Origin of the sequence: Streptococcus sp. Marseille-Q5986, assembly GCF_946902915.1 — a bacterium.
GTDB lineage: Bacteria > Bacillota > Bacilli > Lactobacillales > Streptococcaceae > Streptococcus.
Map to the genome: position 1 here is coordinate 77,178 of NZ_CAMPPY010000002.1, position 17,728 is coordinate 94,905.

The 17,728-nt window shown below is 39.6% G+C and carries 15 protein-coding genes, 2 pseudogenes and 1 riboswitch; of the genes and pseudogenes, 6 read left to right on the forward strand and 11 right to left on the reverse strand.

The features are described from left to right. Position 1: 1 nt before the first annotated feature. Entirely contained in the window at positions 2 to 133 is a 132-nt protein-coding gene (locus tag OVN21_RS03905; RefSeq protein ID WP_267247360.1) for a hypothetical protein, read from the forward strand. An 8-nt stretch (positions 134 to 141) separates the two neighbouring features. Beyond that, positions 142 to 293, reverse strand: a riboswitch (M-box (ykoK) riboswitch). 53 nt (positions 294 to 346) lie between these two features. Here the strand turns inward: OVN21_RS03905 and OVN21_RS03910 are convergent. Continuing rightward, positions 347 to 1,408 carry a M24 family metallopeptidase gene (locus OVN21_RS03910; RefSeq protein WP_267247361.1) on the reverse strand — a complete coding sequence of 354 codons (1,062 nt, stop codon included), beginning with the start codon at positions 1,406 to 1,408 and terminating at the stop codon, positions 347 to 349. Further along, complete coding sequence (uvrA, locus tag OVN21_RS03915; RefSeq protein WP_267247362.1) at positions 1,401 to 4,232, reverse strand: excinuclease ABC subunit UvrA; 2,832 nt, start codon at positions 4,230 to 4,232, stop codon at positions 1,401 to 1,403. Before uvrA ends, OVN21_RS03910 begins: the two co-directional genes overlap by 8 nt. 131 nt (positions 4,233 to 4,363) lie before the next feature. Here uvrA and OVN21_RS03920 point away from each other — a divergent pair, with 131 nt between their 5' ends. The 3 genes from OVN21_RS03920 (at position 4,364) to OVN21_RS03930 (ending at position 7,366) form a co-directional block, all read left to right on the forward strand. Next, positions 4,364 to 5,308, forward strand: a complete 945-nt coding sequence (locus tag OVN21_RS03920; protein ID WP_267247363.1) for a magnesium transporter CorA family protein — start codon at positions 4,364 to 4,366, stop codon at positions 5,306 to 5,308. Positions 5,309 to 5,319: 11 nt separating this feature from the next. Then, on the forward strand, positions 5,320 to 5,997 hold the full coding sequence (locus tag OVN21_RS03925; RefSeq protein ID WP_267247364.1) for a DUF1129 domain-containing protein: 678 nt from the start codon (positions 5,320 to 5,322) through the stop codon (positions 5,995 to 5,997). 337 nt (positions 5,998 to 6,334) lie between these two features. Next, complete coding sequence (locus OVN21_RS03930; RefSeq protein ID WP_267247365.1) at positions 6,335 to 7,366, forward strand: S66 family peptidase; 1,032 nt, start codon at positions 6,335 to 6,337, stop codon at positions 7,364 to 7,366. A gap of 86 nt (positions 7,367 to 7,452) precedes the next feature. Here the strand turns inward: OVN21_RS03930 and OVN21_RS03935 are convergent, their stop codons facing one another. From OVN21_RS03935 to mutL, 6 genes are all read right to left on the reverse strand, one after another. Then, positions 7,453 to 8,298 carry an NgoPII family restriction endonuclease gene (locus OVN21_RS03935; RefSeq protein ID WP_267247366.1) on the reverse strand — a complete coding sequence of 282 codons (846 nt, stop codon included), beginning with the start codon at positions 8,296 to 8,298 and terminating at the stop codon, positions 7,453 to 7,455. Between the two features lies 1 nt (position 8,299). After that, a complete protein-coding gene (locus OVN21_RS03940; protein WP_267247367.1) occupies positions 8,300 to 9,451 on the reverse strand; it encodes a DNA cytosine methyltransferase in 1,152 nt (383 codons plus the stop codon). After that, on the reverse strand, positions 9,417 to 9,593 hold the full coding sequence (locus OVN21_RS03945) for a hypothetical protein (protein WP_267247368.1): 177 nt from the start codon (positions 9,591 to 9,593) through the stop codon (positions 9,417 to 9,419). The genes OVN21_RS03940 and OVN21_RS03945 overlap by 35 nt, the downstream gene beginning before the upstream one ends. Continuing rightward, a complete protein-coding gene (locus OVN21_RS03950) occupies positions 9,593 to 10,156 on the reverse strand; it encodes a DNA-3-methyladenine glycosylase I (protein ID WP_267247369.1) in 564 nt (187 codons plus the stop codon). Before OVN21_RS03950 ends, OVN21_RS03945 begins: the two co-directional genes overlap by 1 nt. 9 nt (positions 10,157 to 10,165) lie before the next feature. Then, entirely contained in the window at positions 10,166 to 10,759 is a 594-nt protein-coding gene (ruvA, locus tag OVN21_RS03955; protein ID WP_267247370.1) for a Holliday junction branch migration protein RuvA, read from the reverse strand. 129 nt (positions 10,760 to 10,888) lie between these two features. Next, complete coding sequence (gene mutL, locus OVN21_RS03960; RefSeq protein WP_267247371.1) at positions 10,889 to 12,838, reverse strand: DNA mismatch repair endonuclease MutL; 1,950 nt, start codon at positions 12,836 to 12,838, stop codon at positions 10,889 to 10,891. Between the two features lie 581 nt (positions 12,839 to 13,419). Here mutL and OVN21_RS11130 point away from each other — a divergent pair. Together OVN21_RS11130 and OVN21_RS11135 are read left to right on the forward strand one after the other, a co-directional pair. After that, positions 13,420 to 13,999: pseudogene (locus tag OVN21_RS11130) on the forward strand (transposase); the annotation flags it as partial. 115 nt (positions 14,000 to 14,114) lie between these two features. Next, positions 14,115 to 14,444 (forward strand): annotated as a pseudogene (locus OVN21_RS11135) (transposase); the annotation flags it as partial. Positions 14,445 to 14,610: 166 nt separating this feature from the next. Here the strand turns inward: OVN21_RS11135 and OVN21_RS03970 are convergent. The 3 genes from OVN21_RS03970 to OVN21_RS03980 form a co-directional block, all read right to left on the reverse strand. Continuing rightward, positions 14,611 to 15,786: an MFS transporter gene (locus tag OVN21_RS03970; protein WP_267247372.1), complete on the reverse strand. Its 1,176-nt coding sequence runs from the start codon at positions 15,784 to 15,786 to the stop codon at positions 14,611 to 14,613. After that, on the reverse strand, positions 15,783 to 16,670 hold the full coding sequence (locus OVN21_RS03975; RefSeq protein WP_267247373.1) for a hypothetical protein: 888 nt from the start codon (positions 16,668 to 16,670) through the stop codon (positions 15,783 to 15,785). Before OVN21_RS03975 ends, OVN21_RS03970 begins: the two co-directional genes overlap by 4 nt. A 157-nt stretch (positions 16,671 to 16,827) precedes the next feature. Next, on the reverse strand, positions 16,828 to 17,214 hold the full coding sequence (locus tag OVN21_RS03980; protein ID WP_257618700.1) for a hypothetical protein: 387 nt from the start codon (positions 17,212 to 17,214) through the stop codon (positions 16,828 to 16,830). Positions 17,215 to 17,728 lie beyond the last annotated feature (514 nt).

Sequence of the window (17,728 nt, forward strand, 5' to 3'; positions counted from 1 at the left end):
TATGAGGGCAGAACGACACAAATCAGCGATTGGCTGTGTATGTGCGGTTCTGGGTGGTCGTCAATTTGCATCGTCTGTCTCCTTTCCCTATTCTAAAACAGTAGAAAATCCTGCCATAAAATGGCAGGATTAAAAAACTAATTATCTGTTTTTTCGTTCAAGCTTTAACTCCATAGGGCAATGAAATGAGCTTAGTCTTGGCCTTCGCGACCAGGACTGTTGACCAACGAGTAGTGTCTCCACTGCTTTGCGGTAGTCATCCGTATCCCTATGGTAGCCTCACCTACCGTTTTCGTCTTTCAGTATAAACCTTTAAAATATAAAAGTCAATGATTTATCTCATTTTTTAGATAACAATCAATTCTTTTGAAGCAAGTGTCAATAACTCACAACCATTATCTGTAATCAGGATATCATCTTCAATACGAACCCCGTATTTACCTTCAATATAGATACCCGGTTCATCAGTCAAGACCATACCAGATTTAATGACTTCTTTGGAAGTTTGGCTAAAGTAAGGTTCTTCGTGAATATCTAGTCCAATACCGTGTCCGATACCGTGGGTAAAGTAGTCACCATAGCCTGCCTCGATGATAATATCACGAGGAATTTTGTCAAAGTCACGGAAACCTAATCCTGCCTTAGCCTGGTCAATCAGAGCTTGGTTAGCCTTCAAAACTGTGCTATAGATTTCTGCTTGCTCGTCGCTGACATGGCCTAGATAGATAGTCCGTGTCACATCGCTGACATAGTGATCGTAGAGACAGCCGAAGTCCATGGTAATTGCTTCTCCCAGCTCTACTGGTTTGTGCATTGGATGGGCATGGGGTTTGGAAGAGTTGATACCACTTGCTAGGATTGTATCAAAGGATAAGCCAAATGCTCCTAGCTCCCGCATACGGAAGTCAAGGAAGTTGGCAATTTCGATCTCAGTCTTTCCAGGTTTGATAAAGTCAAGTGCATCGTGGAAAGCTTGGTCTGAGATAGAACAAGCCTTGCGAATAGTCGCAATCTCCTTCTCATCCTTAATCATACGAAGCGCTTCCACAAACTGAGCCTGTGGAACTAGTTCCAAATCTTCAAAAGCAGTTTGCATACGGTGGTAATAAGAGACCGAAATCTCGTCCTCAAAACCGATGCGAGACAAGCCCATATCCTTAACAATCCCTGAAATGACAGCCAATTCATCACGGTCAGCCACAATTTCAAAACCTGTTACTTCTTGCTTGGCTGCAATGATATAGCGAGAGTCTGTCACCAAGACCTGGCGGTCACGGCTGATGAAGACTGTTCCGTTTGAACCCCAAAAACCAGTCAAATAATAGACGTTTTTAAGGTTGTTGATAATGATTCCATCTAGTTCTTTTTCTTGCATTTTAGCGAGAAATGCTTGTACACGTTTATTCATGATGTAACTTTCCTTTCAAATAGTGTCCTGTGTAGCTGGCTTCATTGGCCGCTACTTCCTCTGGTGTTCCTGTTGCGATGATGGTTCCACCACCGACACCGCCCTCAGGTCCCAAATCAATAATATGATCTGCCGTCTTGATGACATCCAGATTGTGCTCGATAACGAGGACGGTATTGCCATCGTCAACAAAGCGAGCCAAGACTTTAAGCAAGCGAGCGATATCCTCGGTATGAAGCCCTGTCGTTGGCTCATCCAGAATGTAGAAAGATTTTCCTGTCGAGCGTTTATGGAGTTCGCTAGCCAACTTCATACGCTGAGCTTCTCCTCCAGAAAGGGTAGTAGCCGGTTGCCCTAGCGTTACATAGCCCAACCCCACATCCTTGATGGTCTGAAGTTTGCGTTGAATCTTGGGAATGTGTTGGAAGAATTCCACCGCATCGTTGACGGTCATGTCCAAAACCTGCGAGATATTTTTTTCCTTGTAGTGAACTTCAAGGGTTTCACTGTTGTAGCGAGTCCCATGGCAAACTTCACAAGCCACGTAAACATCTGGCAAGAAGTGCATCTCAATCTTGATAATCCCGTCACCTGAGCAGGCTTCACAACGACCACCCTTAACGTTGAAACTGAAACGCCCCTTCTTGTAGCCTCGAATCTTGGCTTCATTAGTCTGGGCAAAGAGGTCACGTATATCGTCAAAAACTCCCGTATAGGTAGCAGGGTTAGACCTTGGAGTCCGTCCGATAGGGCTCTGGTCAATGTCAATCAAGCGGTCTACATGCTCAATCCCTGTAATCGTCTTAAACTTACCAGGCTTGTCTGAATTGCGGTTGAGATTCTGGGCAATGGCTTTTTTGAGGATGCTGTTGATTAAGGTTGATTTCCCTGAACCTGACACCCCCGTCACTGCAATGAATTTTCCTAGTGGGAAGCGAGCGGTGATATTTTGCAAGTTGTTCTCACGCGCTCCCGTCACCTCGATAAAGTGACCATTTCCGGAACGGCGCTCTGCTGGCACTGGAATCGCTCTTTTTCCTGACAAGTACTGACCAGTGATAGACTTGCTGTTGCGAGCCACCTGTTTGGGCGTTCCTGCAGCAACAATCTCTCCACCAAAAACACCGGCACCCGGACCAACGTCAATCAGATAATCCGCCTCACGCATGGTATCTTCGTCGTGTTCCACCACGATGAGAGTATTGCCCAAATCACGCATCTTTTTGAGACTGGCAATCAGACGGTCATTATCCCTCTGGTGAAGACCGATTGACGGCTCGTCTAGAATATAAAGGACACCTGATAAGTTAGAACCAATCTGAGTTGCCAAACGAATACGCTGACTTTCCCCACCTGAAAGGGTTCCTGCCGAACGTGACAGGGTTAGATAGTTAAGACCCACGTTATTAAGGAAGGTCAAACGATCCTTGATTTCCTTGAGAATAGGCCTAGCAATGATGGCTTCATTTTCAGACAAGGTTAGCTGGCTCACCAAGTCTAAGTGGTCAGCGATAGACAGGTCTGAAATTTCTCCGATATGTGGCCCTTGCTCGCCACCCACACGGACAGACAAGGCCTGGTCATTGAGACGATAGCCGTGACAGGTTCCGCAGGTCAGCTCATTCATGTAGAGACGCATCTGGGTGCGCGTGTAGTCACTATTAGTCTCGTGATAGCGACGCTTAATATTATTGACAACTCCCTCAAAAGGAATGTCAATATCGCGCACACCACCAAATTCATTCTCATAGTGGAAATGGAATTCCTTGCCATCTGACCCATAGAGAATCAAGTTCTTATACTCTTCTGACAAGTCCTCAAAAGGCTTATCCATATCCACTCCAAAAGCTGTCATAGCCTGCTCTAGCATATTTGGATAGTAGTTAGATGAGATAGGATTCCAAGGTGCCAGCGCTCCCTCACGTAAGGTTTTGCTGGCATCTGGCACTACCAAATCAGTATCCACCTCCAGCTTGATGCCCAAGCCGTCACACTCACTACAAGAGCCAAAAGGAGCATTGAAAGAAAAGAGACGAGGCTCTAACTCTGGGACAGTAAAACCACAAACTGGACAGGCATAATGCTCAGAGAACAACAACTCAGAGTCGTCCATAGTGTCGATAATGACATAACCTTCTGCGATACGAAGGGCAGCCTCAATGGAATCAAAGAGACGGCTACGGATGCCTTCCTTGATGACAATACGGTCAACCACAACATCAATATTGTGTTGCTTGCTCTTGGACAGCTCAGGGACTTCGGTCACATCATAGACCTCCCCATCCACTCGGACGCGGACATAGCCGTCTTTCTGAACCTTTTCAATGACACTCTTATGTTGCCCTTTTTTCTTGCGGATGACAGGAGCTAAGATTTGCAGGCGCTGGCGTTCTGGTAGCTCCAAAACCTTATCCACAATTTGCTCCACCGAAGAAGCCTTGATAGCTCCATGCCCGTTGATACAGTAAGGCGTCCCCACACGTGCATAGAGGAGACGCAGATAGTCATTGATTTCAGTCGTGGTTCCCACGGTCGAACGAGGGTTTTTGCTAGTCGTTTTTTGATCGATGGAAATAGCTGGGCTGAGACCATCAATGGCATCCACATCTGGTTTTTCCATATTGCCCAAAAACTGGCGAGCGTAGGCTGATAGACTCTCTACATAGCGACGTTGTCCCTCCGCATAAAGGGTATCAAAGGCCAGACTGGATTTCCCAGACCCTGACAAACCAGTCACAACAACTAGCTTGTCTCGCGGAATCTCCACATCAATATTTTTTAAATTATGGGCACGCGCCCCATGAATGACAATTTTATCTTGCATCTTTGTTCTTTCTAGTTCATTATTGCTTACCATTATACCAAAAAAAGTGAGATTCTATTACCCAAAAGGCTGAATTTGTAGTATAATAGTACGGTGTGAAAAAATCTGAAAAATGAGAAAGGATAAGGGGTATGAAACAAGTTTTTCTCTCTACAACAACTGAATTTAAAGAGATCGATACGCTTGAACCGGGTACTTGGATCAATCTCGTCAATCCGACTCAAAATGAATCACTCGAAATCGCTAACGCCTTCGATATTGATATTGCCGACCTTCGAGCACCGCTCGATGCGGAAGAAATGTCTCGTATTACGATTGAAGACGAGTACACCCTGATTATCGTTGACGTGCCGGTCACAGAAGAAAGAAATAATCGCACCTACTACGTAACCATCCCGCTTGGTATTATCATCACAGAGGAAACCATCATCACTACTTGTTTGGAACCATTACCGGTCCTCGATGTCTTTATCAACCGTCGTTTGCGTAATTTCTATACCTTCATGCGTTCGCGTTTTATCTTCCAGATTCTGTATCGCAATGCAGAGCTTTACCTAACAGCCCTTCGTTCAATCGACCGTAAGAGTGAGCAAATCGAAAGTCAACTGCATCAATCAACTCGTAATGAAGAATTGATTGAGCTCATGGAATTGGAAAAAACCATCGTCTATTTCAAGGCTTCCCTCAAAACAAATGAGCGTGTGATTAAGAAATTGACCAGCTCAACCAGCAATATCAAGAAATACCTTGAGGACGAAGACCTGCTTGAAGATACCCTGATTGAAACCCAACAGGCCATCGAGATGGCAGACATTTATGGAAACGTCTTGCATTCTATGACAGAGACCTTTGCCTCTATCATTTCCAACAATCAGAACAACATTATGAAAACCTTGGCCCTTGTGACCATCGTCATGTCCATCCCAACCATGGTCTTTTCTGCCTACGGGATGAACTTTAAGGATAATGAAATCCCTCTGAACGGTGAGCCACACGCCTTCTGGTTAATCGTCTTTATCGCCTTTGCTATAAGTGTCTCGCTCACTCTCTATCTCATCCATAAAAAATGGTTCTAAGAGGAATCCCTATGTCTCAGATTGATTTACAAAAATTAACTAAGAAAAACCAAGAGTTTGTCCACATCGCTACCCAACAATTTATCAAAGATGGTAAGACAGACGCTGAAATTAAGGCTATTTTTGAGGAAGTTATTCCACAAATCCTTGAAGAGCAAGCCAAAGGTACGACCGCTCGTTCCCTTTACGGCGCACCAACCCACTGGGCTCATAGTTTCACTGTCAAGGAGCAATACGAAAAAGAGCATCCAAAAGAAAATGACGATCCAAAACTCATGATTATGGACTCAGCCCTTTTCATCACCAGCCTCTTTGCCCTCGTCAGCGCCCTCACAACCTTCTTTGCCGCAGATCAAGCTCTCGGCTATGGTTTGATTACCCTCCTATTAGTTGGACTGGTTGGTGGGTTTGCCTTCTACTTGATGTACTACTTTGTTTACCAATACTATGGACCAGATATGGACCGCAGTCAACGTCCACCTTTCTGGAAATCTGTACTAGTTATCCTAGCTTCTATGTTCCTTTGGTTGCTTGTCTTCTTTGCAACAAGCTTCCTACCAGCTAGCCTTAACCCAGTACTTGCTCCATTGCCACTAGCTATTATCGGAGCAGTCCTCCTAGCCCTTCGCTTCTATCTCAAGAAACGCTTGAACATCCGCAGTGCAAGTGCAGGACCAACACGTTATTAAGAAGAATGATAAAAGCAACTGCAGGTGCGGTTGCTTTTTTACTGCTTTCCTGATTTAAAAGCATTCTTCTGGAAACCCACATAGCTTTCTCTTATCTTTTGTGATAAAATAGGCTTATACTCAATGAAAATCAAAGAGCAAACTAGGAAACTAGCCACAGGTTGCTCAAAGTACTGCTTTGAGGTTGTAGATAGAACTGACGAAGTCAGCTCAAAACACTGTTTTGAGGTTGTGGATAGAAGTGACGAAGTCAGTAACCATACATACGGCAAAGCGACGTTGACGCAGTTTGAAGAGATTTTCGAAGAGTATCAATCTATTTCTAGGAGGATAAGATATGGTTTCTACTATTGGTATTGTTAGTTTATCTAGTGGCATTACCGGAGAGGATTTTGTCAAACACGAAGTGGACTTGGGTGTCCAACGTCTCAAGAATCTGGGACTCAATCCTATCTTTTTGCCCCATTCGTTAAAAGGCTTAGACTTTGTCAAGGTCCACCCTGAAGCGCGTGCGGAGGATTTAATGCAGGCCTTTTCTGATGATAGCATCGACATGATCCTATGTGCCATCGGTGGAGACGATACCTATCGTTTGTTGCCCTACCTTTTTGAAAATAACCAACTAGAAAAGGTTATCAAACAGAAGATTTTTCTTGGCTTCTCAGATACAACCATGAACCATCTCATGTTGCATAAACTAGGTGTTAAAACTTTTTATGGTCAATCCTTTTTGGCAGACGTTTGTGAATTGGATAAGGAAATGCTGACCTATAGCCTTCACTACTTTAAAGAATTGATCGAGACGGGAAGAATCTCAGAAATCCGCCCTAGTGACGTTTGGTATGAGGAACGAACTGACTTCAGTCCCAAGGCTCTGGGAACACCTCGTGTCAGTCATGCAAATACTGGTTTTGTCTTGTTGCAAGGAAATGCCAAATTCGAAGGGGAAGTCCTCGGTGGTTGCCTCGAATCTCTCTACGATATCTTTGACAATTCTCGATACGCAGATAGCACGGACCTCTGCCAAAAGTACAAACTCTTCCCTGACTTGTCAGACTGGGAAGGAAAAATCCTCTTGCTAGAAACAAGCGAAGAAAAACCTAAGCCAGAAGACTTCAAAAAGATGTTGCGGACTTTGAAGGACACTGGGATATTCGAGGTCATCAGCGGACTCTTGGTCGGGAAACCTATGGATGAAACTTTCTATGACGACTATAAAGAAGTACTATTGGATATCATTGACAGCAATATCCCGATTGTCTATAATCTGAATGTCGGACACGCAACTCCAAGAGCTATTGTTCCCTTTGGCGTTCACGCCTATGTAGATGCACAGGAGCAAGTCATCCACTTTGACTATAACAAATAAAGCTGGGAAGAGTTTCTCAGCTTTTTTCTATATTCTCAGATATGCTAGTTACCTGTACTCACTAATGACCGCTTTTCCACTCACAATCAAATGTAGAATGTAATCTTTTTGCAATCAATCAGCTGGGCAGGATTATTAGGATTTTTAACTTTTACATCTACAACAGATAGTTCTGGTACCTCTCCCATCAAAGTCAGTAATTGATCTTTATTACTAAATTTCTCAAAATGTTCAATAGATACTAGAGCAAACAAATTAAAATTTCTATCATGAACCGGCTCATAGATGTAATTAAAAACAGCAAATGGATTTTCCAATAACCACATACCTCGAATACATAAACTGGTAATTCCTAAAGGGGCTACTTTGTTTACGCGACCAAGCTCGTTTGTAGGAGCAAAATTTATATCTGGAATAGTCGCAATTCCTTCTTTTATTTTTTCAAATGTATCTTGATAAACAACTTTATCTGCACAATAAATCGAGGCATCTATTAAAGCTAATTCTTTCAACTGTTGATTCTTCACCCATCCAATTGAATAGATAAAATCTTTTTCACTCCAATTCTCAGCTTCTCGAGCAGACTTCTTCAATCGAACATCATCTACATATAATCTCGCCTTAGGACTTGAACTGTTAAGTTGCAAATGTGCATGCCGAGTTTCAATTTTCTTAATTTCAATCGCCGCCCCTTCTCTCAACATCGCATCAGGCGGATTCGAATCATTCCCCAAATAGGAAAATACCTGATTTACTTTCAAGAGCCTCTCTGTTTCGTCACTCTCCAAAATTGTGTCAGCAAAACTATCTACAACATATTGTTCAAGAGCATCTCCCATTGAATTGGCTCTATTGGAGCTAACATAAGTCTGTTTAAGATTAACTTCACGGCTTCTTATGACATTTATAACAGCAGTTAAAATATTCGCCATATTACTCCCTTTCTAACATTTCTTTATATATAAAATCTGATATAGGTTGCATAATAGCTTTTCCTAATAGCACTGGAACAGCATTCCCAATCTGTTTGTAAATCTTATCAAGTCTTCCATTTTTCTTCATTTTCATATTATTTCCATCAGAAAATTCAAACCAATCAGGAAATGTTTGTATCCTTGCAATTTCTTTTATAGATAATCTCCTATTCACACTACCATTGAATATCCATTTATTTTTGTCTACTTTAGTCATTGGTTGACCATCTGGATGCTGTGGAGCTTGACGACCCGAGGCTTGAATTGTGAAAGATTGCTCTGACCAAGCTTTTTTTCGATTTCTACTCATATAAATTGTCGAGTATTCTCCCTCAAAATACGGACCAGGATTACTCCGTAAATCACCTATAGCATTTTCTAGCGTCACAAAAGGTAATTTTTCTTCTAATAAATTGATTTCATTAGTTTCGCCATGGCTAGGAGTAGGAAGTTGATAATAAAATCCATATTTCTTTTCAATCTTTTCTTTGTGAACACCAATCAAGAAAACACGTTCTCTTAATTGCGGAACTCCGTAATCTCTAGCATTTACTAAATGAGCAGTGACTGTATAGCCAGATGCTTCAAAATCTGCCACAATTTGTTTTAAAACCTCTCCTTTTCCAAGCGTCATCATTCCTTTGACATTTTCTGCTACAAAAAATTCTGGTTGAGTTTGGATAAGCGCTCTAATAAAATGAATGTATAAAAAGTTTCTAGGATCATCAATCAAACGTGGTCCAGCTTCTGAAAAACCTGGACAAGGAAACCCTCCAATCATCATCTGACACTTTGGAAAATATGCAACTTTTCGGATATCTTTTTCATGTTGAATGATATGATTAGGAAAATTCAATTTATAACTCATATTCGCCTCTTTAAACATATCATTTGTATAAACTGTATGAAAAATACTTTTAGAGCGATAGCGATTAAATTTTTCTTTATCTGAATTAAAATATTCTAAAGCTTTACTTTCCCCCACGACGCTACTCAATCCGGCCAACTCTAAACCTAAATCTAATCCTCCGGCACCACTAAATAGCGACACAACATTTACTTTATCCTTACGATAATCAATATTTTCTAGTAAACTGATAATCCTTCTCATCAACTGGGACTGAAAGTTCTTCTTCTGAGATTTTTTTCAATAATATCTCTCTTACTTCATCAGCTGATAAATTACGCATCTCTGGTTTAAATTTCCCACGTGATCGTTTCTCTTGCTTTACTTCTTCTATCTTTTTACTCACTAATTTCTCCTTTTCCACTCACAATCATTTTCGTGGTCATCAACTAGGCCTGCTGCTTGTAGAAAAGACAAGACGGCAACTGGTCCTGTGAACTTGAAACCTCGTTTTTTGAGATCTTTGGCTAATTTTTCAGACAAGGGTGTTTTAGCTGGGGCTTGGCGGTAATCGGGAACATCGTTAACGATCGTTTTCCCCTCAACAAAAGACCAAAGATAGGCATCAAAAGAGCCGTACTCTGCCTGTAGTCGTAGAAAGGCTTGGGCGTTAGCGCGTGTAACAAAAATCTTGGCTCTATTTCGGATGATAGCTGGATTCTCCAGCAAGGCTTCCAATTCGGTGTCGGTCATCTCTGCGACTGCTTGAATTTGATAGCCATGAAATACTTTTCGGAAAGCCTGGCGTTTGTTGAGCACTGTTTCCCAAGACAAGCCTGCCTGATAGGTTTCCATACACAACAACTCAAATAATGCTTGGTCATCATGGAGGGGCTTCCCCCACTCCTCATCATGATAGGCGATGTAGAGCGGATTGGTCATCTTGACCCACGAACAACGTTTTGTCATGCTCTGCTCCTATTTGACCAACATCTTAAGGGCTGACTTGATATAGTTCTCAGCTGTATCTGTCGTTCCTTCAAAGAATTTCTTGATTTTCTTGAGCTCAGTCGCCTTGTAGCCCAGTGCCAACATGGCTTCCATAGCTTCTTCCAGTTCTTGGTTCTCAGCGCTGATTTGCACTGCGACCTTGGCAGGAAGGTCATCACTAGCCACAACTACCTTGCCTTCCAAGTCCAGCACCATCTGCTGGGCTGTTTTCTTGCCAATTTTAGGAAACTTGGTCAAGTAGGTGATGTTCTTGGTTTCGATGGCTTGAAGCAAGCCAGCATTGTCATCAGCAGCGATAATAGCCAGAGCTGATACAGGACCAATCCCAGAAACCGAAATCAGACTGAGAAAGAGCTTTTTCTCATCTTCTGAGCGAAATCCATAAAGCAGATGGGCATCCTCACGCACGACCTGATACACATAAATTTGAGCTTCTTGATTGACCTGTCCTGAGTAGGCATAAGGATTGGCCACATGCAGGATATAGCCGATACCGTTGGTTTCAAGAACAATGTATTTAGCAGTAATTTTGGTAATGATTCCTTTTAAATATTCGTACATAGTTTTCCTTTTATGCTCAATGAAAATCAAATAGCAAACTAGAAAGCTAGCCGCAGGTTGCCCAAAACACTGTTTTGAGGTTGCAGATAGAGCTGACCTGGTTTGAAGAAATTTTCAAAGAGTATTCGTTTAATATTTCCCCAACTCACGAAGACTGGTGTGATTTTCCTGAATGCGTCGGAACATCTTTTCCATATCTGACTTGGTAAAGTGCACCAAAACAGGGCGTCCATGGGGACAGTTATAGGGGTTGTCACATTGAGAAAGTTGATGGAGAAGCTGTCTAGCTGAATGATCATCAATACGATGGTTGGCCTTGATAGACCGCTTGCAGGACATCATAATAGCCAACTCTGCTCGGTATTTATTGATAGAAACCTCCTTGGTCAAGAGCAGCATGTCACACATTTCATAAATGCCTGATTCAATCTCTTCTTCTGCCATCCAAATAGGATGTTCACGTAGGATGAATTGATTTTCCCCGTACTCTGCTAGAAAGACACCCACTTCCTCCAAAAGTGCCATTCTTTCCTTGAGACGGAGGACATCATCTGCTGGAAATTCAAAGATATAGGGCACTAGGAGTTGCTGCTGGCACTGGTCAACATCGCCAATGCTTTCACGATATTCCTCATACTTGACCCGTTCCTGAGCCGCATGTTGGTCTATGATGTAGAGCCCATCTCGCCCTTGGGCAAAGAGATAAGTCCCATGCATCTGTCCGAAAAATTCCAATTCTGGGAAGCTAGATGATTCTTCTCGCTCCAGCTTGTCATAGACCTTATCAAGACTAGCTAAATCTAGCTCTGGATGGTCTAGTTGATCATAGTTAGCAGGCTTTCTCTCTGCAAAATGCAGTTTTGCTGGCTTGGTCAACTGGTCCAAGGTTTCCTTGGCAAAGAAGGGTAAATCCTGCCCTTCATCAGTCAATTCTACCTGATAATCAGCCACCTCAGCTTGACTTGGTCTTGTAGGCTCAGCCTTCTCATAATAGAGCGTATTTTCTTTGAGTGGGAGAATAGTTTGCTCCACCTTTTGACGATTGTGCACGGTCGATTTGGCAAGATTTTCCAAGGCATCAGGAATCAGGGCTTGTTCCTTGAGACTATTGGAAATGGCTTCTGAAAGCAGCGCCATCAGTTCTTTTTCCTTGGAAATCCGCACCTCTTGCTTAGTCGGATGCACATTGACATCCGCTAGATAAGGGTCGATATGGATGTGAATGACAGCCAGTGGAAAACGACCTACCATGAGCTTACTTCCGTAACCATCCAAAATAGCACGGTTGAGTAGAAAGTTCTTGATATATCGCCCATTGATGAAAAGGCTGATATAGTTGCGGTTGGCTCTAGTCAACTCAGGCAAGGACACAAAACCTGAAATTTCGAAATCAAGGTCAGAGTTCTCAATTTCAATCATCTTCTTGGCACTCGCCAAACCGTAAATCCCTGCAATAGCTTGTCGCAGTTGACCAGTACCTGCTGTCCGCGTCATTTCCTTGCCATCACTGATCAAACTAAAAGAAATCTCAGGATGGGCCAAGCCCAGACGGTTGACAATATCAATGATATGAGACAGCTCCGCTTGCTGGCTCTTCATATACTTGAGGCGGGCAGGCGTGTTGAAAAAAAGGTCCTCCACACAAACCTTGGTTCCTACAGGACTGGTCGCTGGGATAATTTCTTCGACTTCTCCCCCACGCGCTACTAACTTAGTCCCGTGGCTTGCGCCATCCATCGCCGTCAACAGAGTCAGCACACTAACAGACGCAATAGAGGGCAGAGCTTCACCACGAAAACCAAGCGTCCGAATCCGAAAGAGGTCTGCTTGATTTTTTATCTTACTAGTCGCATGACGACGCAGGGCCAATCCCACCTCATCATGGGCAATTCCATGACCATTATCTGTGATTTGAATCTTCTTGAGACCAGCTTCCTCAATCTCAATGATAATCTGGCTAGAGCCAGCATCAATGGCATTTTCTATCAACTCTTTAACCACACTGGCAGGACGTTCGATAACCTCTCCTGCCGCTATCTGGTTTGCCAGCACCTCTGGCAATTCAATAATATGAGACATCTTTCAGCCCCTTTCTGTATCTATTTTCCTAGAAATTGATTAGTGCTATTATACCATATTTCAGATGGGACAGAAAAGCTCCACCACATAGACTCCAAATCTGTCCACATAGGCAAAAGCTCTTGCCAGAGGTCGTAAAATAGTGGTATACTCAATAAAAATCAAAAAGCAAACTAGAAATCTAGGCGAGGAGGCTCTCGTAAATAAAGATGTTTTAGAGGCTTATTTACCATGGACTAAAGTTGTACAAGAAAAGTGCAAATAAGAAATCTCCAGATTAGGAACTATCAGTGAGTTCTCTAGTCTGTAGATTTTTCAATATACCTCGTTATTGGGCGATTACCATGAATCTCACCAAATTGACCAAGAATCTAGCCTCTAAAACATCCACTATTCAAAAACCACATAGTGTTTCTTTCAGTTTGATTGGATTCAAGACTGAAATCACTGTGTGGTTTTATTTAGAAACTAATTTTTGCCCAGTCTCGTAACATTAATGAACGAATTTAAGGGCACCTCTAAAAACCCCAAAAAATCGTAAAACATGAGATACTAGAGATAGAGGTAAGCTAGGCTAGGCGATGAAATTTTTTATAGATGATGAACAAACACTATCAAAATTGAGTTCAATGGGCAATCCATTGGAAGGCTTAGATAAGGTAATGGATTGGGAGCAATTTAGACCGATTCTTGAGAATATTTTTAGAAACCATCAAAAGGCGGACGCCCTCCGCATGATTTTTTCATGATATTTAAGGTGCTCTTGATCCAACATCTCCATAATTTATCAGATGATACGATGGAATATCAACTCTTTCATCGTCTGTCATTTCGTCGTTTCACAGGTTGTGATGAATGTAAAGTCCATGATGCAAAAACCATCTGGTTGTATAGAGAACGCTTGACCAAATCAGGGAAAGAACAAGAATTATTTGAGCAATTTTATCTAACACTGGCAGAAAAAGGCTTATTAGCTCATCAGGGACAGATAGCAGATGCCCCATTTGTAGAATCCCCTAAACAACGCAATACACGAGAAGAGAATCAACAAATCAAACAAGGAAAGATTCCGACAGATTGGAATACAGCGAAGCGTTCTCAAAAAGATAGGGATACAGGATGGACTAGGGAGAACCAACTTACTTTGGTTATAAAAATCATATTATGCTCTTTGGAAATCAAATTAAAACCACGTCAACTCTATCTGCAACCTCAAAACAGTGTTTTGAGCAACCTGCGGCTAGCTTCCTAGTTTGCTTTTTGATTTTCATTGAATATTAGTATCGACCAAAAATCAAAACTAATCAAGAAATTTGAGATTACTTCTGCCAATGTTCACGATTCTCGCGTCTTGAAAGAGTTGTGTGAGAGTAAGGTGCCGATCTTTGATGATAGTGCTTTTCGAAATAAAACCTTGACTGATTTGGATAAGCGTATCAATCAGTCTATTTCTCGTATCCGCTGTCGTGTGGAACATGTTTTTGGTGTTATTAAAAATACGATGAAAGGAAGTCATTTTAGAGGAATTGGATTAGCGCGTACAAAAACGAATGTGATTTTGACAAATTTGTTGTATAATATCTGTCGTTTCGAACAAATCCAATGATTAGGGTTGAAAACATGGGGGAGTATACCCTAAAATAGAATAATCCTTAATTAGAGGTGAGAAAAAAAGAAAACCAGCTAAAATAGGTTCAAGTATTTCTTTACTTTGGGACTATTTTAGTTGATTTTTTTACTGTATTTTAATCTTCTGTTTTTTAGAGGCGCCCTTAAGAATTTTTATTATTCCGTAAGTAAAATCTGTTAAATAACACAGCGTTGAATAATAATAACACAGAAAACAAATAAATACTGTATTTCATATCTTGGTTAAATAGCCAACCTCCAATAAATCCTCCCAGAGTATCACCTATAAAATAGGAAGTTTGAGAAATGCCGTAGAAATATGAAATTTTTTCCTTTGGATAAATTGATAATTCCATTAACTCTTGTGTAATTGATGATAGGTTTACAAAAAATACTCTAATAATCAATATAGTTATTACTAAATAATATTTTAAATGAAAACTAAATAATAAAGTAAGTATCGAAATCAATAACTCGGACAAAGTATAATATCCTTGTTTATGATTATCTACTTTTCTACTTGAAAATATGGAAGAGAAGTAAATTGTTAATAGACTTAAAATAGTTAGAACAGGCCCAATAAAAACTTCTGATATTTCTTGACGTCTTAAAATAACGGGTAGATAAGGAGAAAATATACTAGCAATTAAACCTGAGAAGATACCAAAAAAGATTATTCTCTTTTTCATGTAATTACTAGATTCTAAGATTCTTTCTGCTCTTTCACTCTTATCAACAAAACTGTCAATTTTAGGAATACAAAAGAAAGTTACTAAACATAGCATACTTGCCGAAGCTAAAACAATAGGATACGCCATACTATGAAAAAAATATATTAAGCAATATAGCAAAATGCCTGACAATATCCCTCCAATAGAAGTTCCTAAACTGCTGGAAAATCTTTTTAAGGAAATCGTAACTACTCTGTCTTTTTCTTTTCCTATTCCGACAGCCCATGTTCGCAATAAAAGAATTATTGTTGCCGCTCCAATACCTGAGATAAGACCAGAGATTAATGATATCAACCAATCATTAGGAAATAATCTCAATAATAAACCGATAGAATATAGTATTACTCCTATTCTTATCAGATTTCTTAAATTAAAATAATTGATTCTTCTGCCTAGAATTCCAGCAAACATTCCTGAAAAAGCCATTGCTGAATATGAAATACTATAATTCAGTAAACTTCCATTCAAATCAAACCAAATTGAATGAACACTCCTAGAAAGTGACATTGATAAATAAAACAGAATATTAAAAACTAAAAACTGGAAGGAATCAGGATACTTTATAAATAGAGTTTTATATCTTTTCATTCGGCATTCTCTATAATTTCTTTAATACTTTCTGAGTCAGGAAAAATTCTGTGCCCAATCTCTATAGTTCGTTTAAATTCAGCCAACCTGTCTAAATTATAAAAAATTTCTGCCGAAATTAAAATATAATTTAGTAAATCTTCATCATTCAGCTCATACAATTTATTATTCAATAAAGGTAAATTATTGTATGCTTCATTGTAAAGATTAAACTCCGTTAGTTCATAAGTTATATCGTACCAAAAAGAAAACGTTCTATTTGACAATTCAAAAGCTTTACTAAAATATTCTAATGATTTCGCAGTACCTCTAAAATAGTAGCCTAGGAGCGAATATTTTTCAGCAAAATTATTAGAATGATGTGGCATACTTTCTATAAATTCTAGAAAATTTTCGACATCTGTCTCTAAAAGATTTCTAGAATATTCTAGATAGTACTCAATAAAAAGCGGATCCATATTTTTCAAAATATAAAAAGTTTTCCGAGAATTACTATTGTCACCTATAGTGACATAGCACTGATATAAATTAAACCAAAGTACACTTTCATGAAGAACAACCGAAGAACTAGAGGTATCTAATTGTTTTATTTGATTTAAACAACGTTTTAATAATATGATTGTTTCCTCTACTTTGCCCGTTTTAAATAATAGTAGGGCATACCCATTTCGATTAAAAATACTCTCTAATGTCACTTTATCTTTAATTAAATCATACGCTTCATTCAATAATACAATAGCTTTTTGATCATCTTGAAGGTATTTAGGATGATGGCGTGCATAGAGCATTGCAAGCATATAGTTTGCTGCCACAATATGGTCAACTTTTCCATCATGTTTGTATAGGTTGTAGTAGTATTCTGCTTTTTCTGTTTCCAATAACATATTATAAGTTGTAGCTAATTTGAAAACATCTCGTCTATTATCATATTTATTTACTAAGTAAGTAAATATTTTTTTAGAAGCCCATAAATCACCTGCTGATAAATATTTTAATCCTAATTCATGTAATTCCTCTGCTGATTGATTGAGAAAGATATCTTCATATACATAACGTATTTTTTTTTATTGGAGTAATTTTAATATTTATTTTTACATGACTTGATAGTTCCTTTAATATGAATTGATCACCTTCTGATAAATAACTTAAATCACTCAGCTCAATGTCTAAAATTTTTAAATGTTCTCTAAGTTGATTTACAATTTTCTTCATGATGTCCTCAACTCTAGGTAACATCGAATACCTTAACTGGCTATCATAACTTTGACGAGCAGTTAAACTTAGCTCACCTCCTCTAGGTAACTCTGGAAAAATTAAAAATTTAGCTTCTTCGCTACCCATTTTTGAGAAATTAAAATCCATTTTCTTTAAAATTTCTCTTGTAATTCCAAAACTAGTTACATTTACTTCAGAAATTAATATTTGCATTTTCTTCTCCAAATACATAAAATTCTTCTTTTTTCAAAATATTCATACTCAATACAATAATTATCCAGATTTACTGAAATCTAACGAATTCTGATCAATTTTTCGTTTTCAACTAAGTAGCTTAAAAGTAAATCAGATGAGTATATCATATAATATAAATTATACTTGTCTATTATTTTTAGAATAAATATTATAAAATCTAATAAAAAATTAAGAATCTAAGATTTAATCTTAGATTCTTAATAAAAACAAATACATACTTGTACTTATTTATCACCGCCATTGTAACCTAGTACAAAACGAATTTTCTTAGGCTTTAAGCTCTTCTTCTTAAACTTCAATTTAATTTCTCCCTCTATTATAAAATTTAAGATTTTTATCCGGTGAGGAGAAATCTTATCAAACCTCATAATGTCATTATAGATTAGTCTGAACAGTTAGAGAACTTTTCCATTCGCAGGACCAGGATCAATCCCTCTAGCCATCTTATGAACTTGAGGTGTTCTCGTAAGTC